This window comes from Brevibacterium iodinum ATCC 49514, assembly GCF_900169265.1.
GTDB classification, from domain to species: Bacteria; Actinomycetota; Actinomycetes; order Actinomycetales; family Brevibacteriaceae; genus Brevibacterium; species Brevibacterium iodinum.
In genome coordinates this window covers 364157-389427 of sequence record NZ_FXYX01000001.1, presented here as the reverse complement: position 1 = coordinate 389427, position 25271 = coordinate 364157, and the positions used below count along the sequence as shown (strand labels likewise).

Genomic DNA, 25271 nt, shown 5'->3' with positions numbered 1-25271 from the left:
TCGGCGATCGTCGTCTGCGCGGTCTGCGCGGTCTGCGCGTACGTGCGTGAGTCCGTGCGACGCGGGCCTCACTTCTTCGACAGGTAGGGCTCCCAGTTGCCGGTGAGCAGGTACTCGACCTTCTGCGACACGGACACCGCGTGATCACCAAAACGCTCGTAGTAGCGAGAGAGCAGGGCGACATCGGCGATATGGCGAGGAGCCAGCGAACCGGCCGGAGCCTCGCCGAGCTTCCCGAACACGCTCAGGTGGAGTTCGTCGAGCTCCTCGTCGATGGCGTTGATCGTGGGCACATCGGACAGGCCGGGATTCGAGAGCAGGCTCTGCGTCGCCTCGGCGATCTTCTCACCGGACTCGCCCATCCGCGCGAACGTCGATTCGAAGCCCTCGGGGATTGCGGACTCGGGATAGCGGATGCGCACCTGCTGGGCGATGTGACGGGCGAGGTCGCCCATGCGCTCGAGCGATGCCGACATCCGCAGCGAACCGATGACGGCACGCAGATCTGCGGCCACCGGGGCCTGGAGGGCGAGCATATCGGCGGCCTGCTGATCGAGGGTGAACTGCATATTGTCGATGACGGAGTCGGCCTCGATGACCTGCTCCGCCAGCTCGAGATCATTCGAATGCAGCGCCTGATTGGCCAGACGGATGGCGTCGAGGACCTTGGTGGACATGCCGACCAACTGGGTGGCCAGGTCGTCCAATTCGTTTCTGAAGACTTCGCGCATGAACTGCGGTTCCTTAACTCTCGATTGTGACAATCTGGAGTGACTGTCGGCGGTGCATGGTGTCATGAGGGGTGCCGGCGCTTCCGATCCGCACCCTCAGCGGGGGAAAGCAGAAGGCAGGAACGGCAGGGAGCGCAGGCACACAGACGTCAGCATCGCACGATCGAATGAACTACTCCAGACGGGAAGGTGAATTCCTCGGCAATACTTCCAGCCGAAGTGAATTCGGTGCGCCGGGACGATGGACACCGACTAAGCTTGAGGCTGTGGATCTCTTAGTCGTGGCGGTCCTGACCGGCGTCGTCGGCCTGGGCCTGGGTATAGCGGGAATTCTTGCGTTCCGATTCAGCGAACGCTCCCGTGATGCTGCCGATCTGCATTCCGAGGACGACCTGCCCGAAGGCATCGCCGAAGTGCTGGCCGTCCTGCCCTCGGCTGCGATCGTCATCGACGCCGGTGACGACGTCGTCAAGGCGTCGCCGGCCGCATACACTTTCGGCCTGGTCAGGGGGCATTCGCTGGCATCGCCCGAGATGCTGCGGGTCGTCGGCCGCGTCCGCGCGCGCGGTCTCATCGAAGAGATGGACCTCGAACAGACACGGGAGAACTCCGATTCCGTGATCCGCTACCTCCACGCCCGCGTCGCTCCCTTGGGCACCTCCTTCGTCCTCGTCCTCTGCGACGACCAGACCGAATCCAAGCGCGTCGACGCCGTCCGCCGTGACTTCGTCGCCAACGTCTCCCACGAGCTCAAGACGCCGATCGGTGCGATGGCACTGCTCGCCGAGGCGGTCACCGACTTCGCCGACGATCCGGCCGCTGTCGAACGCTTCGGCGGGCGGATGCAGCGGGAGTCGAAGAGGCTGACCCAGCTCGTGCAGGAGATCATCGACCTCTCCCGCGTCCAGGACCACGCCACTCCCGCGACGACCGAGAAGATCTCCGTCGCCGAGGTGGTCGACGATGCCGCTGACCGTGCCCGGACAGGGGCGGAAGGCAAGAACATCCACATCGAGGTCTCCCCGCCGAGCGATCTGCTCATCGAAGGCAACTACGAACTCCTTGTCAACGCGGTGCGCAACCTCATCGACAATGCCGTGAACTATTCGCCCGAGGGCACCCGCGTCGGCGTCGGAGTCGACCTCGTCGACGAGCGCATCGAGATCGCCGTGACCGATCAGGGCATCGGCATGACCGCCCAGGACACCGAGCGCGTCTTCGAACGCTTCTACCGAGTGGACCCGGCGCGCTCCCGGATCACCGGCGGCACCGGGCTGGGGCTGAGCATCGTCAAGCACATCGTCGCCACCCACGGCGGTGAAGTGCGTGTGTGGAGCCAGCTGAACAAGGGATCGACATTCACGATCGTGCTCCCGCTGGCCGGAACTGCGACGGAAGCTTCCGCTGCCGATTCGGCCCCGGCCGGTGTCCTCATCGAACATTCCGCGGATTCGACCGGGACCGCCTCGGTGGATGATGACGAACTGACCGGAGCCGCCTCGGCGACAGAGGACGAGCACACGGGGTCCGCCTCGGTGGACGAAGACGCCGCCGTCGGGACCGCCTCGGCGGATGACGATGGGCACGGAACCGCTGGGTCCGGCGCAGACGGCCCGGCCGGCGACAACGACGAGCCCTCCGGTGATAATGGAGACGGCGGGGCGACCGCCGACCCACCCAAGGATCTGACCGAAGAAAGCGAACAAAGGAAGCTCACAACGTGACTCGTATTCTGCTTGTCGAGGACGAAGATTCGTTCTCGGACCCGCTGTCGTACCTGCTCGGTAAGGAAGGGTACGAGGTGACGGTCGCCGATGACGGGCTCAAGGCTCTGGCGGAGTTCGACCGCACCGGCGCCGATCTGGTCCTGCTCGATCTCATGCTGCCCGGTGCTTCCGGCACCGAGGTGTGCCGCGAGCTGCGCGCGAAGTCCAATGTGCCGATCATCATGCTCACGGCCAAGGACTCGGAGATCGACAAGGTCGTGGGGCTCGAGCTCGGCGCCGATGACTATGTGACGAAGCCGTACTCCTCGCGGGAGCTGCTGGCTCGCGTGCGAGCCGTGCTGCGCCGCAATGTCGAGACCGAGGAATTCAAGGACGAGTCCGTGCTCGAGGCCGGGGGAGTGCGCATCGACGTCGAACGCCACGTCGTGTCCGTGCGTGGCGAAGAGCAGTCCATGCCGCTCAAGGAGTTCGAACTGCTCGAGATCCTCGTGCGCAACTCCGGCCGCGTGATGACCCGTGGTCAGCTCATCGACCGGATCTGGGGCGAGGACTACGTGGGCGATACGAAGACTCTCGACGTCCACGTCAAGCGGCTGCGCGCGAAGATCGAGGAGAACCCTTCGGAACCGCGTCTGCTCACCACGGTGCGCGGGCTCGGGTACAAGTTCGAAGCCTGAGGGCGTCGACCGGCGAAGCCGGGTTGGTGAGGTCGGGTTCGTGAGACCGGAAACGGCTGGCCGGACGTGAATGCAGAAGGAGCCGCTCACATGATGTGAGCGGCTCCTTCTGTGCTCCCGCGCGGGATTGGTCCCGGTGCTCGAGGAAGACGGATCAGCCGTTGGCCGTTGCGGTTCCTTCCGCGGAACCTGCATCCTCGGTCGGCATGTCCGAAGGGGACTCGGACGGTGATTCCGACGGCACGTACTCGTTGTAGTACGGCAGGGTGTCGGTGAGGAGCTGGGTTTCGAGGACCTTCTCTTCGCTGCCGTTCTTGACGGTGATGTCGACGAGGTCGCCGGGCTTCGCCTTGAGGCTGTCGACGGTGACAACTTCCTTGGACGAGGTCTCGGGGCTCTTCGGGTCCTGGACGAAGGTGTCGCCGGCCTTGATCGATTCGCTCACCGTGGTGTCGGCGACCTCGATGGATACCTTGGCGGTGGAATCACCCTTGTTGATGAGGGTGAAGAACAGCTGAGCCGGACCGGAGCTCTCCTGATCCGTGATGAGCATGAGCCCACGGACCTCGACGTCGCCGACGGCTCCCGAGGCTCCATCGCCGCCGTTGTAGTGGTATTCGGCGGTCTGATGGGGAGACAGCAGGCTTGCACATCCGCTGACGGGGATAACGAGAGCGAGTGCGGCAACGGCGAGAGCCGCGCGGTTGTGCCGTTTCATTATGCTCCTTGAAGTGGCAATACAAGATCAGTCTGTATACTACCCGGTTTTTGACCCGCTGTAGAACCGGGTGGTCGGAGTGGACGAGGTTCCGCGACGCTCGGGCGCGTCGCGGTTGAAGTTTCGGTGAAGAGGCAGCGAAGTTCGGCCTGCGTCGCGGTCGGTCGAGGTTCGCTGCCGAGCTTCTCGGCAAAGCGCCCTCTCCCGATGTTCTCGCTGGCAGAGGCGGCAGCCGGGCTCATCACGGCGTGCGGCAGAGGCGGAGCCTAGCATGAAGATTCGCTGACCTGAACGATTTCTGTGGCGAGCCTCATGGTAAACTGGTATTCCGCGAAAGGGGTTTGAAGAGAATATGAGTTTCCAGGTCGGCGACACTGTTGTCTATCCACATCACGGTGCAGCGACAATCCAAGAAATCAAGAAACGTGCCATCAAAGGTGAGGAGAAGCTGTATCTCAAGCTCCAGGTCGCCCATGGCGATCTCGTGATCGAAGTTCCGGCAGAGAACTGCGATCTGGTCGGTGTGCGAGATGTCGTCGGTGAAGAAGGCGTTGAGAAGGTCTTCAACGTCCTGCGTGCCGAATTCGTCGAAGAGCCCGCGAACTGGTCCCGTCGGTACAAGGCCAATGTCGAGAAGCTGCAGTCCGGTGACGTCATCAAGGTGGCCGAGGTCGTCCGTGACCTCTGGCGCCGAGAGCAGGACCGCGGCCTGTCAACCGGTGAGAAGCGCATGCTCTCGAAGGCTCGCCAGATCCTCGTTTCCGAACTCGCACTGGCCGAGAAGAAGGAAGAGTCCGAAGCAGAAGCTCTGCTGGACGAAGTGCTTGCATCCTGAGCACCTGTGTCATCATCCCGGCCGCAGGGTCGGGATCCCGTCTGGGCTGCCATGAGCCGAAGGCTTTCGTCCGTGTGAACGGACGGACCCTTCTGGCGCGCAGCCTCGCGACGATCATCTCCTCGGGAGTCGCCTCCGCAATCGTGGTGGCCGCTCCCGAGGATTTTCTTTTGCAGGCGCAAGAAGAAATCGCCGAAGCAGCCACGCGGATGAAATGCGAAATTTCAATTACAGCCGTAGCAGGTGGCAATGATCGCAGTTCTTCGGTGCAAACAGCCTTGAAACTTAACCGAGGTGCGGAGTTCGTTCTCGTTCATGATGCGGCAAGGTGTCTGACCCCGACCGAGGTGTTCACCCGAGTGGTCGCCGCGCTGCAATCCGGCGCCGAGGCGGTCGTTCCGGTTCTGCCGATGATCGATACCGTTCGGAGGGTCGTTCCGCACGGGGCCGGCGGTGCGGAACCGAGCGCAGGCACGGGCGCGGGGGGCGCTTCTGACGGAATTGTCGGGTCGATCCACGGCGATTTTGGCGCTGAAACCACCGCGGATCGACCAGACAATCCAATTGCGGCAGTGACTGAGGGCCCTGGCGCGCGTGCAGTGGTGCGGGGCGACCTCGAGCGGGCCCAGTTGCGACGAGTCCAGCCACCTCAAGGATTCCGTGCCGAGGTGCTCCGGCGGGCCCATCGCGAGTTCGCAGCCGACGGGGCTGGCTTGGCCGACGGCACTGTCGCGACCGATGACACTTGCCCAACCGATGGTGCGGGCTCGACGCCCTTGGCCGACCGGCTGGGCAGAGCGCTGCCGACGGACGACGCGGGGCTGGTCGAACGCCTCGGCGTCGACATTGTCGCCGTCGACGGTGACGAGGAAGCGCTGAAGATCACCTATCCGCTCGACCTCGTCCTTGCGGAACAGCTCGCCCGAATGCGCGACCGAGCTGAAGTCCACGGAGCAGATGGTTTGGATTCGGCGAAGGAGGCGTGATGAATCAGGTCATTCCCCGTATCGGCACCGGTGTCGATGTCCATGCTTTTGCCGTCGATCCTGCGCGCGAGCTGTGGATTGCGGGACTGCTGTGGCCGGGCGAACGAGGGCTCGAAGGACACTCGGACTCCGATGTGGCCGCTCATGCCTGCTGCGACGCGCTGTTCTCCGCCGCGGGGCTCGGCGACCTCGGTGAGCACTTCGGGGTCGATCGTCCGGAATTCGCCGGTGCCTCGGGTTCGGTGCTGCTCGCCGAGGCGGCCCGCATCGTGCGCGCGGCCGGTTTCGAGATCGGAAACATCTCCCTCCAGGTGATCGGCAATCGACCGAAGATCGGCACCCGCCGTGCTGAGGCCCAACAAGTTCTGTCGGCAGCCGCCGGCGCACCCGTGTCGCTCTCCGGTACAACCTCTGACGGACTCGGACTGACCGGTCGAGGCGAAGGAATCGCCGCCATCGCCACCGTGCTGATTCATCCGAACTGATTCAACAGCTCTGAACCACCCTAATCGAGGCAAACGCACTTCTCTGATCGAACCGAATCAGGTGCGCCGAGGAAGGATCAAACAGTGAGAGTCCTCTTCCAAGGGGCTGGTGCCATCGGCATCGCCGGGGCCGCGCTCTTCACCGATGCCCATGAGGTCGCCGTCGTCTCCCGCACGGCTGGTCCCAATGGGCGGACGGCCTTTCCGCGGCGCGTGAGCACCTTCGACCCGACGTATTCCGGCCAGGTGGGAGTCGGACACGGCAGCTGCAGGGAAAGAAGCGGGCGAGCCGGAGGCAACAACAGGGGAGCAACCGGGCGAGAAAACGGGGGAGAAACCGGGGGAGCTGAAGGCAGTCAAGCGAGCACGGGCAGTGGCTGGTCGGTGACTAGAGTGGCCGCGACTCGGCGGGTGACGATCACAGACTGGGATCATGCTGCCGCCGATGGCAGATGGGACCTCATCGTGCTCACGACTCGGCCGGATGATCTCGACGCAGAGGTGGTCTCGGCGATTCGGGACATCTTGCCCGCGTTCATTGCGACGACGAGCCAGGTCGAGGGAGACCTCGATCGAGCACAAGCAGTCTTCCCCGGCGCTCAAGCAGTCATATTCGGACCCGCGTTCCTGTCCGAGCGACTGGACCCAGGCGCTCCGGCTGAGGTTGTGCGCGCTGAGGGCAGCCGTGCCGGGGAGGCCGACGGAGGGGTGCTCACAACCGGCGGTCTCGACGGAGTGGTCGGCAGAAAGGCCGAACCCGGGCATGAAGTGACGTTCTGGGCACCTGCAGGTGCGCCCCGGTTCTTCGTCGCAGGACCGTCGACCGCGGTGCGTGCGCTTGTCAGCAGGCTGGGTCGACTCGTACTGCCGGTGCCGATGAAGGCCGTGCTTCTGCCGCCGACGGTGTTCATTCCCTTCGTCGCGGAACTCAGCGTCCGCAACGGCAGCTGGGTCGCACTGAAATCACACCTTGACCGCCCTGCGAAGGCTGCGAGCGAGGCCGTGCGGACCCGCCTCGGGGTGCCGGTTCCCGTGTTCGGTTCCGCCGCGCACGTCGTCCTCGAAGCAGTCGAGAGGATCGTGCCGATCGACGTGACGAACTATGCGGGCAGGCACTTTGCCCGGCACATGGGCCAGACCCGGAACATGCTCGCCGGCTGGGCGGAATCGGCAGATTCAGCCCACGCTCTGCGGGAACTCGTTGCTGCATTGGACGCACTTGTCGATTGAGTCTCGACGAGCGCAGACGCCTTCACCGGACGAAGGCTGAGACTGAACACCGGCCGACGGGGACTCCCGCGGTCCGGCGGCGGGGGACTGCAGCGGGGGAACGCCGCGGTCCGGGCACGGAAGCCGACAGCCGCCTCGGTGGCGGTGAACGGCGGGCTCAGACCTTCGCGTTCGGGTGACGCTTCGTGACGATGAGGCCGATGAGGTAGAGCGCGACGACGAAGATGAGCGTGCCGACGATCTGGAAGCGCACGGATTCGACGGTCAGGCCGAGCCCGATGATCACAGCGATTCCGGCCAGAGTGACATACGACAGCAATGGGTAGCCCCACATGCGCAGCGGCAGGGACTGACCGGCCGCCTCGGCGCGACGACGCAGAACGATCTGCGATACGAGGGTGGCGACCCAGGTGACGATGAGCGTGGAGCCGACGATGTTGAGAAGGACCCCGAGGACCTCGGCGGCCCAGAAATAGTTGAGCGCGACGGCGACGAAGCCGAACGCCGAGGTGGCCAGCACTGCTGCCACGGGCACACCGCGGCGATTGGTGCGGCCGAGCCCGCGGGGCAGCATGGACCGCTGCGACATCGAGAACGACATCCGGGACGCTCCGTAGATGTTCGCGTTCATCGACGACAGCAGCGCGATGACGATGACCGCGGCCAGCAGCGAGGCGATGAACGGCAGTCCCGCGGTCTCGAGAACGGCCACGAAGGGGGACTCTGCCAGGCGGTCGTCCGTCCACGGCAGCACGAGGACGATGATCGCCACCGACCCGATGTAGAGGAACAGGATGCGCCACACGATCGTCTTGATCGCCTGGGAGACGCTGCGTTCGGGGTTCGCGGTCTCGGCCGCGGCGACCGCAACGATCTCGATGCCGCCGAAGGCGAACGCGACGACGAGCAGTCCGGCGGCGATGCCGGAGATGCCGGTGGGCATGAACCCGTCGGCGAAGATCTGCGCGGGCGGTTCGGCCGGGGTCCACCCGAACAGGTATGCGGCACCGAGGACGACGAAGAGGACGACGAAGGCGACCTTGATGAGCGAGAACCAGAACTCGAACTCACCGAAGCTGCCCGAAGTGGTGAGGTTGATGGCAGTGAAGACGAGCATGATCGCCAAGGCGATGACCCACTGTGGGACGGCAGGGATATAGGAGGCGGCGATCTGCGCGGCGGCGGTGGCCTCGGCGGCGACGACGAGGCACAGCTGCACCCACCACAGAGCGCCGACGGCGAAGGCCGCGGCCGGGCCCATGGCCTTGCCCGCATAGTGCGAGAACGCACCCGGATTCGGGTCGGCGGCGACGAGTTCGCCCAACGCCCGCATGACGAAGATGACGATGAGACCCGCGGCGACGTAGGAGATGAGCACGGCGGGACCAGCCGCCTGCACTCCGGCACCGGAGCCGACGAAGAGACCGGCGCCGATCGCCGAGCCGAGGCTCATCATCACCAGGTGGCGGGGCTTCATCCCCACCTTGAGACCGGTGGACGTCGTGGCGGAAGCGCCGGGGGCCGAGGCGGACGCTGACTCGGCGGGCTGCGAAGACTGTGATTCAGGCACCCGACGAGTCTATCCGTCAGGGGTGGAAAGCGCAGACGCGGGGCGCGAACCCGTGTGGGTCGCGACCCGCGTCTGCGAGTTGCACTGTTCGGTCAGAGACTGACCGTAGGCAGGGCGGCTAGGCGATCAGCGTCGTCGCCGGCGAGTGGTCAGAGTCCGTCCTGCGGCGGCTCAGCGGCCGCGTTTGATCCAGTCCTCGAGGGCCGGGCTCTCCGCGCCGATCGACGTGGAATCGCCGTGCCCTGTGAGCACGACGGTCGCCTCGGGCAGCCGGAAGAGCACGTCCCGGATCGATTCGATGATCGTATCGAAGCTCGAATGCGAACGCCCCGTGGCCCCGGGGCCGCCCTTGAACAGAGTGTCTCCGGAGAACAGCACCGGACCGACGGCCCGTCCCGCACCGGCCGATGCCGGAGCCGGCAGACCGGTCTCGACGAAGAAGCACGTCGAACCGGGGGAGTGGCCGGGAGTGTGCAGGGCCTTGAGCCTGACTCCGCCGACGGTCCAGGTGTCGCCGTGGGCGATCTGTCCGTCGGGACGGTAGTTCTCAAAGGTCATATCCCACAGCACATAGTCATCGGGATTGAGGTACACGGTCGGATTGCCCACCCGCTGTGCGAAGTCGCGGACGACGCGCACATGATCGTCGTGACCGTGCGTGAGCAGGATGGCCTTGACGTCTCTGGATCCGACCGCCTCGGCGATCGCATCGACATCATGGGCCGGGTCGATGACGATGACCTCGGAATCATCGCCGATGATCCAGACGTTGTTGTCGACGTCGTGCGTCTCCCCATCCAGGGAGAACGTGCCTGACGTGACGAGATGCTCAATAGCAGTCATTACAGTTCCACCACCGATCGCAGGACTTGGCCCTTGGCCATCTTCTCAAAAGCTGATTCGACATCGCCGATGCCGATGCGTTCGGACACGAACTTCTCGAGCGGGAAGCGCCCCTGCTGATAGAGGTCGACGAGCATCGGGAAGTCCCGGTCGGGCAGGCAGTCGCCGTACCAGGAGGACTTGAGCTTGCCGCCGCGGCCGAATACGTCGAGCAGCGGAACCGTGAGCTCCATCTCCGGGGTCGGCACACCGACGAGGACGACGGTGCCGGCGAGGTCACGGCCGTAGAAGGCCTGCCGCCAGGTGGCGGGGAGTCCGACGGCGTCGATGACGACATCGGCGCCGAAGCCTCCGGTGCGCTCCTGGATCGCGGCGACGACATCGTCCTCGCTCATGCCCTTCGTCGAGACGGTGTGCGTGGCACCGAAGTCGCTGGCCCAGGACAGCTTCTTCTCATCGATGTCGAGGGCGATGATCGTGTTCGCCCCGGCCAGAGCGGAACCGGCGATCGCAGCGCAGCCGACACCGCCGGCACCGATCACGGCCACGGACTTGCCGCGGGTGACCTCACCGGTGTTGATGGCGGCGCCGATTCCGGCCATCATTCCGCAGCCGAGCAGTCCCACGACGGCCGGGTCCGCCTCGGGCACCTTCGTGCACTGGCCTGCGGCGACGAGCGTCTTCTCGGCGAAGGATCCGATGCCCAGAGCGGCTTCGAGTTCGGTGCCGTCGGGCAGGGTCATCTTCTGTGAGGCATTGTGGGTGTCGAAGCAGTACCAGGGTTCGCCGCGCTTGCAGGCACGGCAGTCGCCGCAGATGGCGCGCCAGTTGAGGATGACGAAATCCCCGACCGCGACCTCGGTGACTCCTTCGCCGATTTCGGAGACGACTCCGGCGGACTCGTGGCCGAGCAGGAACGGGTAGTCGTCGCTGATCCCGCCCTCGCGGTAATGGAAGTCCGTGTGGCAGACGCCGCACGACTTCACATCGACGACGACCTCGCCCGGACCCGGATCCGGAATGACGATGTCGGTGAGTTCGACTGGGGCTCCCTTGCTGCGGGAGATGACGCCCTTGACGGTCTGTGGCATTGCGTCTCCTAAATGTCTTCGGCGACGGGGTCCGACTGGTGGGAACACCCGACGTGGACTGAGTGCACCCCCGGACGGGGTGCTCACAATCCCCACCCTAACCAAGCACGCTGGGCTCGACCAGTGGCGGATGCGGTGGTGAGACGATGCGCTGGAAACGTGCGGGGCAGGTCCGGTGGTGGACTCCCCAAGGACGGGTGAAGGTGGAACGACGAAGGCGGCCCGATGCGGGGGATGCATCGGGCCGCCTCGGTGAGGGTGAGCCGATCCGCGTCGCCGAGGCGGCGCTGCGGATCCGACTCAGCCGGACGTGATCACGGGGTGGGGTTCACCCCGAACAGATCATTCGGCCGCTTCCTCGTCGGGGTGCTTGCGCAGGTGGAGCAGCGATGCGATCAGACCGCCCCAGACCGTGACCATGGCGATGACCATCATGATGATTGCTGAAGTGCCCATGTCAGGCTCCCTTCTTCTCTTGTTCGACGGAGTCGGCGATTGAAGCTTCTGCCTCGTCGAGCGTCTTCTTCGGCCATTTGATGAGCGTGAGGACGATTGCCAGGACGATGAGCAGGCCGATCATGCCCCAACCGAAGACGCCGATGATGTCCATCGGATAGTCTTCGTAGCCCTTGGTCGAGTAGGTGATGATCTGCGAGATGAGCATGTAGGCGAGCACCACGGTGGTGACACCGCCGAGGATGATCATCCAGAACCAGCCCACCTTGAAGCTCGAGATCGCGTTGAGGTGATCCCGCAGCACGGGCAGCTTGCGGGCGAACCAACCGACGGCGATGAGACCGACGACTGCGGCACCGACGATGCCGATGTTGTTGGCCCAGGCATCCATCGTGTCGAGCACGTAGAGGCCGGTGATGGTGGTCATCAGGAGGATCGAGATGATCGCCATGGCTCCGCCGATGACGAGAATCGAGGTCCTGTTGCTGAGTCTGAACTTCTCGCGCACCGCCTGGATGGGCACCTGCACGATCGAGATGAGCGAGGTGAGACCGGCGAAGACGAGGCAGGCGAAGAACACGAAGCCGAAGATTCCGCCGCCGGGCATCTCGGAGATGAGCGTCGGGAAGGCCATGAAGGCCAGGCCGATGCCCGAGTCGGCCACCTCGGAGACCTGCGAGCCCTGAGCTGCGGCCATGAAGCCGAGTGCTGCGAAGACGCCGATGCCCGCGAGGATCTCGAACGCGGAGTTCGAGAAGCCGACGACGAGGCCCGAACCGGTGAGGTTCGTCTTCTTCTTCAGGTATGAGGCATAGGTGATCATGATGCCGAAGGCGATCGACAGTGAGAAGAAGATCTGGCCGTATGCCGCGATCCAGACTGCCGGGTCGGACAGTGCCGCGAAGTCCGGGGTGAACAGAGCATTGAGGCCCTCAGTTGCGCCGGGCAGGAACAGGGCCCTGACGACGAGCGCGAGGAAGAGGATGACGAGCAGCGGGATGAAGATCTTCGAGAAGCGGGCGATGCCGTTCTGCACACCGGCCAGCAGGATCCCCAGGGTGACGATCCAGACGATGATGACCGGGATGAGCACCCCGGGGACGAACTCGAACGAGACGCCCGGATCGCCGGCCTTGAGGAAGGAGCCGGTGAAGAACCCGGCGGCATCGTCTCCCCACGCCTGATTGAGTGAGAAGAACATGTAGCAGCCGGCCCACGCGATGATCGCGGCGTAGTAGATGCCGATGACGAAGGCGATGCCGGTCTGGAACCAGCCGATCGGCTCGGTCACCTTCGAGGCCATGCGGAATGCCAAGGGGGCGGAACCGCGCGAGCGGTGTCCCATCGCGTAGTCGAAGAACAGCAGCGGGATGCCTGCTGTCAGGAGTGCGACGAGGTAGGGGATGAGGAACGCGCCGCCGCCGTTGTCATAGGTGATGTAGGGGAAGCGCCAGATGTTGCCGAGGCCGACCGCCGAACCGATGGCAGCGAAGATGAACGCGCCGCGGGTGGCGAAGACCTCCCTCTGGGGTGTGGCTTTTGTCGACATGGTGTCCTTTCTTGTCCGGCCTGCCTGCTGTGAGGCCGAGTGCCGGAGCCTATCTCATCTGTGAGACGGTCCGGCGGAATTGAAGTCGGCTGTGAGAGCGTGGTTCTCATCTGCGTCTTCATTGCACGGCCCCACTTTACTATGAAAATTCTGTGCAATGTGCCACGCGTCACGTGATGCGCATAACAGTCCTGTATCGAATCCTGAGAAACTGGGATGCCCGTGCGGCCCGGTAGACTTGTGAGCGTGACTATCTCGCTCTATAACACCGCCAGCCGCACGACCGAAGAACTGCGCCCCGTCAATGACGGTCAGGTCGGTATCTACGTCTGTGGCGCCACGGTGCAGGGCGAGCCGCATATCGGCCACCTGCGGTCGGCCTCGGTGTTCGACACCCTGCGCCGCTGGCTGCTCTACAGCGGCTACCGGGTGACCATGATCCGCAACGTCACGGACATCGACGACAAGATCCTGTCGAAGTCCGTCGAAGAGGGGCGGGAGTGGTTCGCTCACGCGTACAAGTACGAACGTGCCTTCACCGCCGCCTACGATGCTCTCGACGTTCTGCCGCCGAGCAGCGAACCTCGTGCGACCGGGCACATCACGGAGATGATCGAACTCATCTCCCGCCTCATCGAGGCCGGTCATGCCTACCCCGCGCTCGACGGCAGTGCCGATGTCTACTTCGACGCCGCCTCGTGGAGTGACTACGGGGCACTGACCAACCAGAAGCTCGACGACATGGAGCTGTCGGAGGGCGCCGAGCTGCGCGGGAAGAAGGACGCCCGGGACTTCGCGCTGTGGAAGGCGCACAAGGACTCCGAGCCGATCACCGCCTCGTGGCCTTCGCCGTGGGGCCGTGGCCGACCGGGCTGGCACATCGAGTGCTCGGCCATGTCGACGAAGTACCTCGGGTCGAACTTCGACATCCACGGCGGTGGACTCGACCTGCGCTTTCCGCACCATGAGAACGAGCTGGCGCAGTCTCGTGCCGCCGGGGACAAGTTCGCAAACATCTGGATGCATTCCGGCCTGCTCAACGTGGGCGGGGACAAGATGTCGAAGTCCCTGGGCAACTCGGTCTTCGCATCCGACCTGTTCGACACGTTCAGCCCGCTGGCCGTGCGCTACTTCCTCACCGGTGCCAGTTACCGGTCGATCCTCGACTTCTCGAACGAGGCGATGGAACGCTCCGCGGCCTCGCTCGAACGGCTGCAGAACTTCCTCCAGCGCGCCCGCCAGTCACTCGGCGCGGACGGGCCGGCGCTGCCCGACGTCAGCGACGCCTACGCTTCACGCAGCGTCGATGTGCCCGCCGAATTCGCCGCCGCTCTCGACGACGACCTCGGTGTGCCCCGTGCCCTGTCCGTGGTCTTCGCCTCCGTGAGCGAGGGGGCCAAGCTCCTCGACTCCGGCAGCGACAGGGCGGGCCTGGCGCGGATCGTCGCCGAGGTGGAGCTCATGCTCGACATCCTCGGTGTCAATCCCAGCGCTGCGGTCTGGGCCGGTTCGGCGGCCGATGCCAAGGCGGAGTCGGCGCTCGACTCCCTCGTGGCCGTCATGGCCGAGCGACGGGCAGAGGCGAAGGCGGAGAAGGACTTCGCCACCGCGGATGCCCTGCGGGACGAACTGGCCGCGGCCGGCGTCGTCATCGAGGACACGGCCGACGGATACCGCTACCACCTCGGCGAGGGCTGAGGGCGACGATTTTCGGTCACGGGCACGAGCTCGCGGCCCCAACGTATTTGAAGGAATCAGATGGCTTCCAATCCCCGCTCCGGCGGTTCGAAGAAGGGTCCGACCAAGGGGTCGGGCGGTAAGAACAAGCGCGGCCTGCGCGGCAAGGGACCGACGCCGAAGGCCGAGGACCGCGTCTACCACAAGGCACACAAGGCCGCGCAGCAGCGCAAGACCTCGAACGCCTCAGCGCAGGCGAAGCGGAAGAAGAAGGAGCTCGGACCGAATATGGTCGCCGGGCGCAATTCGGTCCTCGAAGCTCTGCGCGAGGGCGTACCGGCCACCGCGATGTACGTCTCCGGACGCATCGACTCCGACGATCGGGTCCGCGAATCGATCACTCTCGCGACTCAGCGCGGCATCTCGATGCTCGAAGCGAGCAAGCCCGACCTCGACCGGCTCACCGATGACGCGATCCACCAGGGCATCGCCCTGCAGGTCCCGCCCTACGACTACGCCGATCCCTCCGATCTGCTCGAGTTCGCGGCCGAACGCGCCGAAACGCCGCTGCTCGTGGCCCTCGACGGGATCACGGATCCGCGCAACCTCGGTGCCATCGTCCGGTCGACGGCGGCCTTCGGCGGTCACGGAGTGATCATCCCCGAACGTCGCGCCGCTTCGATGACGGCCGCTGCGTGGAAGACCTCGGCCGGCGCCGCATCGCGAATCCGCGTGGCACAGGTGGTCAACCTGGCTAGGGCGATCGACGAGCTGAAGAAGCAGAACGTCTTCGTCGTCGGTCTCGACATGGACGGCGACGTCGAGCTGCCCGAACTGACCTTCACCCGCGACCCGCTGTGCATCGTCGTCGGCTCCGAAGGCAAGGGACTGTCGCGGCTCATCGCGGAGAAGTGCGATCAGATCGTGTCGATCCCGATCGCCGCGACCACCGAGTCGCTCAATGCTGGCATCGCCGCTGCCGTGTCCCTCTACGAGGTGGCAAGAGCCCGCCGCCCCTGACCCCACAGCAGTCCAACTATTGGGGACCACTCCACGCGAGGTTGCTGGGCCGCCGTGAGGTAGCAATTAGAGGGAGGTACGGTACGTTTCCTCGTCCATGGCCCCGACTCTTGAGTGGCGGCGGCTGTAGGTGAAGTAGACGATGGTGCCGACGACCATCCACGCCCCGAAGACGATCCATGTCCGCCCGCCGAGGTTGACCATGAGGAACGCACACGCCACGGCTCCCAGCGCGGGCACGACCGGACCGAACGGAACCTTGAACGAACGGTCGAGGTCCGGGCGCTTGAACCGCAGGTAGATAACGGCGATGTTGACGAGGCAGAACGCGAACAGGGTGCCGATGCTCGTGGCGTCTGCGAGTTCCCCGAGCGGGATGAAAGCCGCCGTGATGGCCACAAGGCCACCGACGATGAGAGTGCCGACCAGGGGAGTGCCGGTGCGCTGAGAGACGCGGCCGAAGATCTTCGGCACCATTCCGTCCCTGGCCATCGTCAGCAGGATCCGCGACTGACCGTAGAGCACGGTGATGACGACGGAGAAGATCGCGAGGACCGCGGCCACCGCGAATAGCAGCACCGCGATGTTCGATCCGGTGATCTCCTCGACGATCTGCACGAGCGGGGCGTGAGCGCCGTCGAACCACTGCCACTGCCGTGCCCCGATCGCTGCGACGGCGACGAGGACGTACATCGAGGTGACGATGAGCATCGAAAAGATGATCGCCCGCGGCAGATCCCGGCGCGGATTCTTCGCTTCCTCACCGGCCGTGGACGCGGCATCGAAGCCGATATAGGAGAAGAACACGCTGGAGGCGGCCGCAGTGACTCCGGCGGCACCCATCGGCAGCATCGGCGCGAAGTTGCCGGCCTTGAACGCAGTGAAAGCGACGATGGCGAAGAAGACGAGGATGCCGATCTTGACGAATACGAGAATGGTGTTGACGACACCGGATTCGCGGGCGCCGCGCATCAGCAGCACGGTCGCCAAGGCCACGACGATGAGGGCCGAGACGTTGATGACTCCGTCCGGATACTCGGCCAGGCCCGGCCCTGTGGTCAGCGATGCGGGCAGCTCGAGGCCGAAGACGCGCAGGGTCTCGTTGACGTAGTCGGCGGCGCCGACGGCGACCGCCGCGACCGAGACCGCGTATTCCAGGACGAGACACCAGCCGCAGACCCACGCGACGCCCTCACCCAGGGTGGCGTAGGAATACGAGTAGCTCGACCCGGAGACCGGCACCATTCCGGCCATCTCGGCATAGCTGACCGCCGACAGCAGCGCGGTGATTCCGGCGAGGACGAACGCGAGCCACACGGCGGGGCCGGCCACAGGCACTGCCTCGCCGAGGATGACGAGGATTCCCGTGCCCAAGGTGGCGCCGACGCTGATCATCGTCAGCTGGAAGACGCCGAAGGTCCGCCGCAGCCCACCCTGCTGCGCGGTCTGCGCATCCGTGTGGGCCTCGGCGGTCATGGCACTGATCGACTTGCGTCGCCCCAGCTGCCGCAGCACTCCTGTGGGAGTGTGCGCCGGAGGGGTGGACTGAGTGTGCGAAACGGTCATCTGAATATTCTTGCATAATCATGAATATTGTCTCGCCGGGTCCCCGCGTGGTCACTGGTCACTCCGCCCCGCAGCGTCGCGGATCTCACACGTCGGGGGTGAACCGTCCGTCCTGGGCCATCCAGCCGCCGTCGACGAGCTGCGAGTGACCGGTGACATAGCTCGAGGCGTCCGAAGCGAGGAACAGGACGGGCCCGGCGATCTCGTGCAGGCGACCCCAGCGGCCCAGGGCGGTCTTGTCCGCATACGCGTCCCACCACTTGCCGTCGGCCTTGATCTGCTGCGTCAGAGGAGTGTCGAACGGGCCGGGCAGGATTGCATTGACGCGCACGCCCTTGCCTCCGAGCTCGCTGGCCATCGTCTTCGTCAGCTGGACGACACCGGCTTTCGCTGCCGCATAGATTCCCTGGCCGGGTTCGATGGCCAGCGCCCGGAAAGATGCATAGGTGACGATTGACCCGCGACAGCGCTCACCCATCTCACGGCCGAAACCGCGCATCAGTCGGTACGTGCCCTTGAGGTTGATGTCGATGACCCGGTCGAACTCGTCGTCGGTGGTGTCGACGAGGCGTTTGCGCACGTTCGCCCCCGGTGTGATGACGAGGATCTCGGCATCGGCCCAGGCGTCCACGAGGGCATCGACGGAGGCCGTGTCCGTGATGTCGACGGCAGCGGCCGTGGCCGCCCCGTCCGCTCCCGGCGCGGCCGATCCGTCCGACGCCGTACCCTGCGCCGTGGAGTGGGCGGCTGACCCGCTGCCGCGAGCGGCGATGAGGGCGGCGGTCTCCTCGGCGCCGGTGAGGTTGAGGTCGGCGACGACGACGTGCGCCCCCGCATCGGCGAGCCCGATCGCGCTGGCCTGTCCCAGTCCGGAGCCGGCCCCGACGACGACGGCCGTGCGGCCGCTGAGGTCGAACAGGGATGGGATCGACGGGTTGTTCTCGTTCGTGGGCATCGGCTCGTTCGTCGACATCGGGAATCCTTCCGGGCGGGGTTCGGTTCCGGAGCGACACCGGTGTCGCTCCGTGGACTTCAAAGGTATGCCCGCCGAGGCGGCCCCGCCGTCCCCGTTTCACCTTGTGGAACATCGGCTGAGGTCAGGACCGCCTCGGGGAGGGTGTCAGAATTTCTTGCTGTCGACGTAGCGGATCTCGTCGGGGAGGTTCGCCAGGTAGTCGACGATGAAGTAGGCGATGGCCTCCATCGTGGGGATGTCGCGCTGGCGGGCGCGCGCCATGGTGCGGCGGTGCTCGGCGAACTCGTAGAAGATCTGCCCGGGTTCGAGTTTGCGGGTGAGGTTCTCCGGGATCGCCTGGATGAGGGGCTTGTACACTTCGTCGAGCCAGCGGCGGGCGGCCTGGGATTCGTCGAGTTCGTCGACTTCGGCGATCTCGGGAGCCGAGCGGAACGAGTCGAGGTCGTTGAGCATCGCCCGCGCCTGGTTCTCGTTCGCGCCGATCCCGGTCAGTCGCAGCAGACGCCGTGAGTGGTGGTTGGGTTCGACGACCTTCGGGGACACAAGCAGGCTGATGCCGTCGATATCGGTCGTCACGGTCAGCTCGCCGAGGTCGAAGCCCAGGTCGTTGAGGCGGCGGATGCGTTCGTCGATGCGCCAGCGTTCGCTGACGCTGAATTCCTCGACCCGGGTCAGCTCCGCCCACAGCGCGTTGTACGACTCGCAGAGCCGTTCACCGGCCGCCAGCGGATCGGTTTCGGGGGCGACGAGTCCCGCGGCCTGCAGGTCGAGGAAGTCCCCGGCGATGTTCATCCGCGCGATCCGCAGGTCCATGTTCCGCTGTCCGTCGGAGAGCTGGTCGTGCAGCTCGCCGGTCTCGGCGTCAACGACATAGGCGGCGTAGGCATCGGCGTCGCGGCGGAAGAGCGTGTTCGACAGGGACACGTCTCCCCAGTAGAAGCCGACGAGGTGGAGGCGGACGAGCAGCACGGCCAGAGCGTCGACGAGGCGGCCGCCGGTGTCCTCGGCCAGGTCCCGGGAGAACAGTGCACGGTAGGGCAGCGAGAATTCGAGATAGGCGGTGATGAGCGCGCCCTTGAGTGCCTGGCCCGATGCGGTCCTGCGGCCTCCGACGACGGCGCGGGCTTCGACGAGGGGGACGTCGAGGTTGCCGAGCGCCCCGAGGATGTCGAACTCACGCGTGGCCTGCGCATCGTCGGTCTCCTTGATCGCGAGGACTTCGTCTCCGATCTCGACATAGCGCACGACGTGGCGGGAGATTCCGCGGGGCAGGCCGCCGAGCAGCTTCTCCGGCCATTCGGCCAGGGGCAGGTGCCAGGGGAGTTCGGCCAGGGCCGCACGATCGGCGTTCCGGACAGTGTGGATCTCCGGTGAGGGGGCGGCCGCGCCGCCCGATGCCGTGCCGCCGACAGATGCGGCTGCGATACTCGGAGTCGTCGCCGACGGTGAAGCCTGTGCTGACGGGACCGGCGGGGGCAGGGTTCCCGACACGGCTCAGGAGTCCGTGTCGGAGACCGAGGCCACGAGCGCCTCGGCGAGGTCGGGTGTCTCCACGCCGATGAGCCGTCCGCGATCGAGGAAGGCGATCCGGTCGCCGAGGACCTTCGCATCCTCGAGATCGGAAGTGGCGTAGATCGTCGTCAGCCCGAATTCCCGCTGCAGCTGTTTGATGAGAGCGAGGGTCTCAGCCTGCTGCTCGGGGACGAGATTGACCACGGGCTCGTCCATGATGAGCACCTTGGGTCGGCGCACCACAGCACGCGCCAGGGCCACGGTCTGGCGCTGCAGCTGGGTGAGGTCGCCGGGAACCGAATCGAGGATGTCGCTCAGCCCGATCTTGTCCATCACGGATTCGACGCGTTCGGTGATCTCGTCGTCGGGCAGGCCGTCGACGCGCAGCGCAAAGCCGAGATTGTCGCGCACGCTCATATGCGGGTAGAGCGCGTAGCTCTCCAGGGCCAGGGTGACATCGCGGTCGTTGACGGCGGAGTGGGTGATATCCGCGCCGTCGATGAGGATCGTGCCGGACTTCGGGGTCTCAAGTCCGTGCAGCATTCGCAGGATCGTCGACTTGCCCGACCCGCTGGGTCCGTAGAGGACGAGGAACTCTCCGTCATCGACGAAGAGATTGAACGGGTGGACGGATTCGGACGTCGTGTTCTCGTAGATATGACTGAGGCCATTCAACGACACCGTTGACATAAGTCCTCCTAAAACTTCTGAATAACTCCGTGAGCAGCTGGTCGTCGGTGACCCGGCAGGGATGCTCAGTCACTCTCATCCTAAGGGGTGGATGATTGGGGGACTCTGTGAATTCGACAAAGCGTAGAGTGATTCTCAGCACGATGGCTGTGCGCCGATGCATACCGCGGCGTCCACCCCCCGCCGGATGCGCCGACGCAGACCGCGGCGCGAAAGTAGACTGACTCGTATGAAGGTCACGTTGGACGAGGTCGCCGCCAAGGCCGGAGTCTCTCTGGCCACGGTCTCCCGGGTGCTCGGTCGACGCGGTGCCGTCGCCGAGTCGACCCGGGCGAAGGTGCTGGAGGCGATGAGCGAGCTCGGGTATTCGCGCTCGACCCTGCTCCATGATGCGCCGCGGCGGCTCGTGGCCGTCAGCGCTCCCGGCAATCCCGAACATTGGCAGGTCCAGGTCTGCACTCGCGTGGCCATGGCCCTGCAAGATCATGATCTCCTCGTCACCCGCCCGCTCGTCGAAACTGACCCGGAACCGCTGCAGACCGCAATCGCCGCGGGCGCAGTGGCCCTGGTGACCACGACGATGACGAGTCTGAATACGGAGATCCCCTGCATCCGCGTCGCCGAACAGTCCGCCACCGAGGAGGTCTCCGAAGCCGGTACGGAGGTCATCGCCGCGCGCCTCGACCTCGGCGGCGGGATGACCACGGCCTTCGAACATCTGCGGGCGATCGGCCATCGGAGGATCGGGCTGATCTGCAACGACAGCGGTGAACTGGCCGTTCAGCTCATCCGCCGCTTCCTCGCCGAACATCCGGCCAGAAACCTCGGGCTCAACCTCGAGGACTGGATCTCACGGGTGCCGAAGTCGTTCTCCGGCGGATCGCGTGCGGTGCTCGAACTCAAGGATGCGACCTGCACAGCGGTGATCGTCCAGTCCGCGCTGCAGCTGCACGGTGCTCTCCACGGGCTGCGGCATCGGCATCTGCAGGTGCCGCGGGACATGTCGGTCGTCGGATTCGGCGATTCCCCGACGATGAAGTTCACGGGCCCGCCGGCCACGGTGCTCGGCCTCGACGTCGAGGGGCTGTCGAATGCCCTCATCGATGCGACGCTGCAGACCCTGCGGATCTCGACGACGGGTCTGCCTTCGGTGCCTCCGGTGTTCCGTCCTCGACTCGTCGCCCGAACCTCGACGACGGCGGCTCGCCAATGAGCGAACACCTGCCCGAGCACCGGCACGTCCGTCTCGCCGAGATCGCCGGCACTTCCGGGGTTTCGAAAGCCACCGCCTCACGAGCTCTGCGCGATCCCGAATCGGTGTCGGCCGCCTCGTTGGCGAAGGTGCGGCAGGCCCTGGCGATCCTCGGCGCTGCCGGGCAGACCCCGTACGCCGAATCCGGCACACGGGACGGATCAGGTGCTGGGTCCGGTACAGGATCCGCCTCGTCGCTCATCGCGCTCATCAAACCCGCGGTGTCAGCGGGCAACGTCGACCCGTATTCGCGGCTTGCGGGGATCCTGACGAACCGGATGTTCGGGCTCGGCATCGCCGTCGTCCACATCGAGGCCATCGCCGAACGCAATGAGGCCCTGCTCGAGACGATCCTCGGCAGCGAACACGGTGGCCCCACGATCTCCGGAGCCATCGTCGTCGGCGGCGGCGCCGCCGGCGTGCTCGCAGGGATGCTCGCCGAACGCGGGCTGCCGCTCATCCGCATTTCGAATGCCCGCCACGACGACGGGATCTCGCGCATCTACCTCGACGCGACCGGCGGTATCGAAACCGCCGTGGCCCACCTCGTCCACCTCGGCCACAAACGCATCGGGCTCGCCGTGCTGCGCGATTCGGCTGCCCCGGCCCGTATCGCCGGATTCCGCAGATCGATGGCAGGGATCCTCCACATTCCCGCCACCCGTGATCAGGCCCCCGTCGTCGAGGCTGCCGGCGGAGCCATGGCCGGAGTCGCTGCCGCCGAGGAGCTGCTCGACCTGCGGTGCACCGCTGTCATCGCCTGCGCCCCGTCCCTGTCCTTCGGCATGCTCGAGGCCGCCCAGCGGCTGCGACTCGACGTTCCCAGGGACCTGTCCCTGCTCACGGTCGGCGACGTCCCCGACGCCGATGTCGTCCAGCCGCCCCTTTCCCAGGTCGTCTACGACTGGGCGACCGTCGCGCAGTCGGCGATCGACGAGATCCGCGCGATGATCGCCGCCGGTGATGCGCGGGTGCACGTCGACTACACGGTCGACCCGGATCTCGTCCTCCGTGCCAGCGCCGTGCCCCCGCAGCGCCGCTGATCTCGGTGTTCGATCGTAGTCAGTCTCGGCGAGGCGGCTCGACCTCAGCCGCGGACGGTGCGGAGGAATTCCGTGCGTTCGGCAACGAGGCGGCCGAGCAGTTCGGCCACGGCCGCAGGATCGGCGATCCGCCATGAAGCGCGAGTCGGGGCGGACCCGACCTTGACGGTGAGACCAGTGCTCAGAGCGCGGGAGTTCGTGAGTTCGTCGAGTGCCGCGAAGGCGTCCTCATCGGTGACATCGTCGCCGATGTAGCCCATCGCCGTCGGTTCGCCGGCGCGGGCGAGCAGCCGGATGCCATCGCCTTTCGTCGCCTGCTTGACGGCGAGTTCGGTGATGTCGTGGCCCTCGATGACACGGATGTCCGGGAACTCCTCGGCTACCTCGGTGGCGTGTTCATGGAGGGCCGCGGCGGCCTCGGGGGCGAGTCCGCGAGTGTGGACCGTCCGCGAATAGGGTTTGCGCTCGATGAGGAAATCCGAGGGGCCGTCGGCGCTGCCTGAGTCGCTAGCGCCATTCGTTGCGGCCGAACCCGTCGTGGCCGCGCCCGCACCTGTCGTCGCCGCGGCCGCACCGGGGCGTTCATCAGCGCCCGGAAGAGTGTGTTCGAACGCGTCGAGGTGTGCCTCGATGGCGGCGAGCATCTCCGCCTCGGCCGGAGCGAGCTCGGGAGACCGGATCACTGCGGAGTCGGGATCGCGAGCAGCGTCGCTGCCGAGCTCGGCCTCCGCACCGTGCGAACCGATCAGCCACGCCGAGCCCGGCGCCTCGGACAGACGTCGCAGGGTCGCGATATCGCGTCCGGACACCAGTGCCACCCGAGTGCGCGGCAGCTCGGCAAGCGCCGCGATGGCCGAGGCCGATTCGGGGACCATCCGGGACGTCGACGGATCGTCCTGAAGAGGTGCGAGCACCCCATCGAAATCCAAGGCCAGCAGCAGCGAATCGGCGGTGGCGAGGTCACGCAGAGCCACCTCGGCGGGGGCGGAGGGGGCAGGACCGAGCACGGTCGGCTTCGATGTCACTGTTCTTCTCCTAGCGAGCGGTGGAGATATCGTCTGTCCACTCGGCATCATCGGGTCTCTCGGCGCGATCTGACGGGGCCGCCGGCACATCCGGCGGCGGTGCGGTGCGGTTCTTCTGCACCACGGGCCGTTCCGGGACGATTGACTCGGGGTTGTCCTTGATGTGCTCGAGTTCGGCGAGGAAGTTCTTCGACCACCGGCTCACGGTGTCCGTGGCGACCCTCTTGCGCATCTGCTTCATCCGACGTGTGCGGGTCCTCTCGTCCATCTGCACGGCTTCGAGGATGCCCGCCTTGAGGTCGGCGATGTCGTGGGGATTGACCATCACCGCGCCCTTGAGCTGTTCGGCAGCCCCGGTGAATTCGGAGAGCACGAGGGCTCCGTCGTCCCGCCTTCGGCACGCCACATATTCCTTGGCAACGAGGTTCATTCCGTCCCGCAGAGCGGTCACAAGCATGACATCGGCGGCGAGGAAGAACGCTGTCATCTCGTCGCGCGGATAGGAATGGTGGAGGTAGCGCACGGGAATCGAACCGACATCGACCTGCTCACCGTTGATCCGCCCGACGGCCAGTTCGACGTCGTGTCGGATGATCTTGTACTGCTCGAGGCGTTCCCGCGACGGTGTCGCGATCTGAATGAGCACGACATCCTCGACATCGAGTCGGCCCTCGGCGAGCAGCTCCCCGAACGCCTTGAGCCGGTGGCGGATGCCCTTCGTATAGTCCATCCGATCGACGCCGAGCATGACCACCCGAGGATTGCCGACCTCCTCGCGGATCTGCTTCGCCCGCTCGAGGATCTTCGGATCGCGGGCGAGCTCCTCGAGATAAGGCGTGTCGATCGAGATCGGGAACGGCTCGGCGCGGACGAGGTGGGCCGGGAGGAAGTCACCCGGCGGGACCGAGACGGTCGACCCCTTCGTCGCATATCCCAGACGCCCGCGGACGGCACGGCGGAAGTTCGCTGCGTCCGCCGGCCGTTGGAACCCGATGAGGTCGGCGCCGAGGAGGCCGCGGAGGATCTCGTCGCGCCACGGCAGCTGAGCGAAGAGCTCGTAAGGCGGGAAGGGAATGTGGTTGAAGAACCCGATCGCGAGGTCAGGGCGCAGACGTCGGACCATCTGCGGAACCAACTGGAGTTGATAATCGTGAACCCACACGGTCGCGGACTGCGCAGCCACCTCGGCGACCTTGGCCGCGAAGCGCTCATTGACCCGCACATACGCATCCCACCAGGTGCGGTGGTACTCGGGAGGGACGATGACATCGTGATAGAGCGGCCACAGCGTGGCGTTGGAAAACCCTTCGTAGTACCTGAGGACATCCTCACTTGTCAGAGTCACCGGGCTCAGGTGCATGCCGTCGATAGTGAAGGGTTCGAAGTCCTCGTCGGCGACGCCCGTCCACCCGATCCAGGCGCCCTCCTGGGCCTTCATCACGGGAGCTACAGCAGTGACCAAACCCCCAGGTGAGGTGCGCCATCCGCGATTCTCGTCGTCGGGATCGCGGTCGACGGGCAGGCGGTTGGCCACGACGACGAAATCGCTGTCGCCGTAGGGGATTTCGGTGCTGGGCTCGGCAGAGTCGACGGTGCTCATCTGCGCCTCCTC

The 25271-nt window shown here is 65.7% G+C and carries 23 protein-coding genes; 10 read left to right on the top strand and 13 right to left on the bottom strand.

What is annotated here, in order from left to right; translation table 11 throughout:
* Positions 1 to 68 precede the first annotated feature (68 nt).
* The gene (phoU, locus tag BI49514_RS01805; RefSeq protein ID WP_101543749.1) at positions 69 to 731 is read right to left on the bottom strand and encodes a phosphate signaling complex protein PhoU; all 663 of its coding nucleotides are present in this window, start codon (positions 729 to 731) and stop codon (positions 69 to 71) included.
* A gap of 266 nt (positions 732 to 997) precedes the next feature.
* Here phoU and BI49514_RS01800 point away from each other — a divergent pair, with 266 nt between their 5' ends.
* Together BI49514_RS01800 and BI49514_RS01795 are read left to right on the top strand one after the other, a co-directional pair.
* Positions 998 to 2455, top strand: coding sequence for a sensor histidine kinase (locus BI49514_RS01800; RefSeq protein WP_244195213.1), 1458 nt, complete (start codon positions 998 to 1000; stop codon positions 2453 to 2455).
* A complete protein-coding gene (locus BI49514_RS01795) occupies positions 2452 to 3135 on the top strand; it encodes a response regulator transcription factor (RefSeq protein WP_101543745.1) in 684 nt (227 codons plus the stop codon). The genes BI49514_RS01800 and BI49514_RS01795 overlap by 4 nt, the downstream gene beginning before the upstream one ends.
* Positions 3136 to 3289: 154 nt before the next feature.
* Here BI49514_RS01795 and BI49514_RS01790 read toward each other — a convergent pair whose 3' ends face one another.
* Positions 3290 to 3853 carry a hypothetical protein gene (locus BI49514_RS01790; RefSeq protein WP_101543744.1) on the bottom strand — a complete coding sequence of 188 codons (564 nt, stop codon included), beginning with the start codon at positions 3851 to 3853 and terminating at the stop codon, positions 3290 to 3292.
* A 352-nt stretch (positions 3854 to 4205) separates the two neighbouring features.
* Here BI49514_RS01790 and BI49514_RS01785 point away from each other — a divergent pair, with 352 nt between their 5' ends.
* The 4 genes from BI49514_RS01785 to BI49514_RS01770 all read left to right on the top strand — a co-directional run bounded on the left by BI49514_RS01785 (position 4206) and on the right by BI49514_RS01770 (position 7389).
* Positions 4206 to 4688 carry a CarD family transcriptional regulator gene (locus BI49514_RS01785; protein WP_025779034.1) on the top strand — a complete coding sequence of 161 codons (483 nt, stop codon included), beginning with the start codon at positions 4206 to 4208 and terminating at the stop codon, positions 4686 to 4688.
* Positions 4682 to 5674: an IspD/TarI family cytidylyltransferase gene (locus tag BI49514_RS16650; RefSeq protein ID WP_338063757.1), complete on the top strand. Its 993-nt coding sequence runs from the start codon at positions 4682 to 4684 to the stop codon at positions 5672 to 5674. The genes BI49514_RS01785 and BI49514_RS16650 overlap by 7 nt, the downstream gene beginning before the upstream one ends.
* Positions 5674 to 6159 carry a 2-C-methyl-D-erythritol 2,4-cyclodiphosphate synthase gene (gene ispF / locus BI49514_RS01775; protein WP_101543742.1) on the top strand — a complete coding sequence of 162 codons (486 nt, stop codon included), beginning with the start codon at positions 5674 to 5676 and terminating at the stop codon, positions 6157 to 6159. Before BI49514_RS16650 ends, ispF begins: the two co-directional genes overlap by 1 nt.
* A gap of 84 nt (positions 6160 to 6243) precedes the next feature.
* Complete coding sequence (locus BI49514_RS01770; protein ID WP_145996173.1) at positions 6244 to 7389, top strand: hypothetical protein; 1146 nt, start codon at positions 6244 to 6246, stop codon at positions 7387 to 7389.
* 157 nt (positions 7390 to 7546) lie between these two features.
* Here BI49514_RS01770 and BI49514_RS01765 read toward each other — a convergent pair whose 3' ends face one another.
* From BI49514_RS01765 to BI49514_RS01745, 5 genes are all read right to left on the bottom strand, one after another.
* Complete coding sequence (locus tag BI49514_RS01765; protein ID WP_244195212.1) at positions 7547 to 8959, bottom strand: amino acid permease; 1413 nt, start codon at positions 8957 to 8959, stop codon at positions 7547 to 7549.
* 171 nt (positions 8960 to 9130) lie between these two features.
* Positions 9131 to 9802 carry an MBL fold metallo-hydrolase gene (locus tag BI49514_RS01760; RefSeq protein WP_101543739.1) on the bottom strand — a complete coding sequence of 224 codons (672 nt, stop codon included), beginning with the start codon at positions 9800 to 9802 and terminating at the stop codon, positions 9131 to 9133.
* On the bottom strand, positions 9802 to 10893 hold the full coding sequence (locus tag BI49514_RS01755) for an S-(hydroxymethyl)mycothiol dehydrogenase (RefSeq protein WP_101543738.1): 1092 nt from the start codon (positions 10891 to 10893) through the stop codon (positions 9802 to 9804). The genes BI49514_RS01760 and BI49514_RS01755 overlap by 1 nt, the downstream gene beginning before the upstream one ends.
* 342 nt (positions 10894 to 11235) lie before the next feature.
* Entirely contained in the window at positions 11236 to 11349 is a 114-nt protein-coding gene (locus BI49514_RS01750) for a methionine/alanine import family NSS transporter small subunit (RefSeq protein WP_101543736.1), read from the bottom strand.
* Between the two features lies 1 nt (position 11350).
* The gene (locus BI49514_RS01745; RefSeq protein WP_101543734.1) at positions 11351 to 12898 is read right to left on the bottom strand and encodes a sodium-dependent transporter; all 1548 of its coding nucleotides are present in this window, start codon (positions 12896 to 12898) and stop codon (positions 11351 to 11353) included.
* A 246-nt stretch (positions 12899 to 13144) separates the two neighbouring features.
* Between BI49514_RS01745 and cysS the strand changes: the two genes are divergently transcribed.
* Both cysS and rlmB read left to right on the top strand, forming a co-directional pair.
* The gene (gene cysS, locus BI49514_RS01740; RefSeq protein WP_101543732.1) at positions 13145 to 14596 is read left to right on the top strand and encodes a cysteine--tRNA ligase; all 1452 of its coding nucleotides are present in this window, start codon (positions 13145 to 13147) and stop codon (positions 14594 to 14596) included.
* A 60-nt stretch (positions 14597 to 14656) separates the two neighbouring features.
* Positions 14657 to 15595 (top strand): 23S rRNA (guanosine(2251)-2'-O)-methyltransferase RlmB, encoded by a 939-nt coding sequence (rlmB, locus tag BI49514_RS01735; protein ID WP_101543730.1) that lies wholly within the window; start codon positions 14657 to 14659, stop codon positions 15593 to 15595.
* 66 nt (positions 15596 to 15661) lie between these two features.
* Here the strand turns inward: rlmB and BI49514_RS01730 are convergent, their stop codons facing one another.
* The 4 genes from BI49514_RS01730 to BI49514_RS01715 form a co-directional block, all read right to left on the bottom strand.
* Positions 15662 to 17161 carry an amino acid permease gene (locus tag BI49514_RS01730; RefSeq protein ID WP_101543728.1) on the bottom strand — a complete coding sequence of 500 codons (1500 nt, stop codon included), beginning with the start codon at positions 17159 to 17161 and terminating at the stop codon, positions 15662 to 15664.
* Positions 17162 to 17246: 85 nt separating this feature from the next.
* The gene (locus tag BI49514_RS01725; protein WP_244195211.1) at positions 17247 to 18134 is read right to left on the bottom strand and encodes an SDR family NAD(P)-dependent oxidoreductase; all 888 of its coding nucleotides are present in this window, start codon (positions 18132 to 18134) and stop codon (positions 17247 to 17249) included.
* Positions 18135 to 18281: 147 nt separating this feature from the next.
* Positions 18282 to 19628: a DUF4032 domain-containing protein gene (locus BI49514_RS01720; protein WP_244195210.1), complete on the bottom strand. Its 1347-nt coding sequence runs from the start codon at positions 19626 to 19628 to the stop codon at positions 18282 to 18284.
* Between the two features lie 3 nt (positions 19629 to 19631).
* A complete protein-coding gene (locus BI49514_RS01715; protein ID WP_244195209.1) occupies positions 19632 to 20339 on the bottom strand; it encodes an ABC transporter ATP-binding protein in 708 nt (235 codons plus the stop codon).
* 229 nt (positions 20340 to 20568) lie between these two features.
* On the opposite strand from BI49514_RS01715, the gene BI49514_RS01710 reads away from it, so the two are divergent.
* Both BI49514_RS01710 and BI49514_RS01705 read left to right on the top strand, forming a co-directional pair.
* Positions 20569 to 21552, top strand: a complete 984-nt coding sequence (locus BI49514_RS01710) for a LacI family DNA-binding transcriptional regulator (RefSeq protein WP_101543727.1) — start codon at positions 20569 to 20571, stop codon at positions 21550 to 21552.
* Positions 21549 to 22634 (top strand): substrate-binding domain-containing protein, encoded by a 1086-nt coding sequence (locus tag BI49514_RS01705; protein WP_101543725.1) that lies wholly within the window; start codon positions 21549 to 21551, stop codon positions 22632 to 22634. The genes BI49514_RS01710 and BI49514_RS01705 overlap by 4 nt, the downstream gene beginning before the upstream one ends.
* Positions 22635 to 22678: 44 nt before the next feature.
* Here the strand turns inward: BI49514_RS01705 and BI49514_RS16270 are convergent, their stop codons facing one another.
* A complete protein-coding gene (locus BI49514_RS16270; protein WP_167443977.1) occupies positions 22679 to 23659 on the bottom strand; it encodes a trehalose-phosphatase in 981 nt (326 codons plus the stop codon).
* 10 nt (positions 23660 to 23669) lie between these two features.
* Positions 23670 to 25259 carry an alpha,alpha-trehalose-phosphate synthase (UDP-forming) gene (locus BI49514_RS01690; protein ID WP_101543721.1) on the bottom strand — a complete coding sequence of 530 codons (1590 nt, stop codon included), beginning with the start codon at positions 25257 to 25259 and terminating at the stop codon, positions 23670 to 23672.
* Positions 25260 to 25271: the final 12 nt, after the last annotated feature.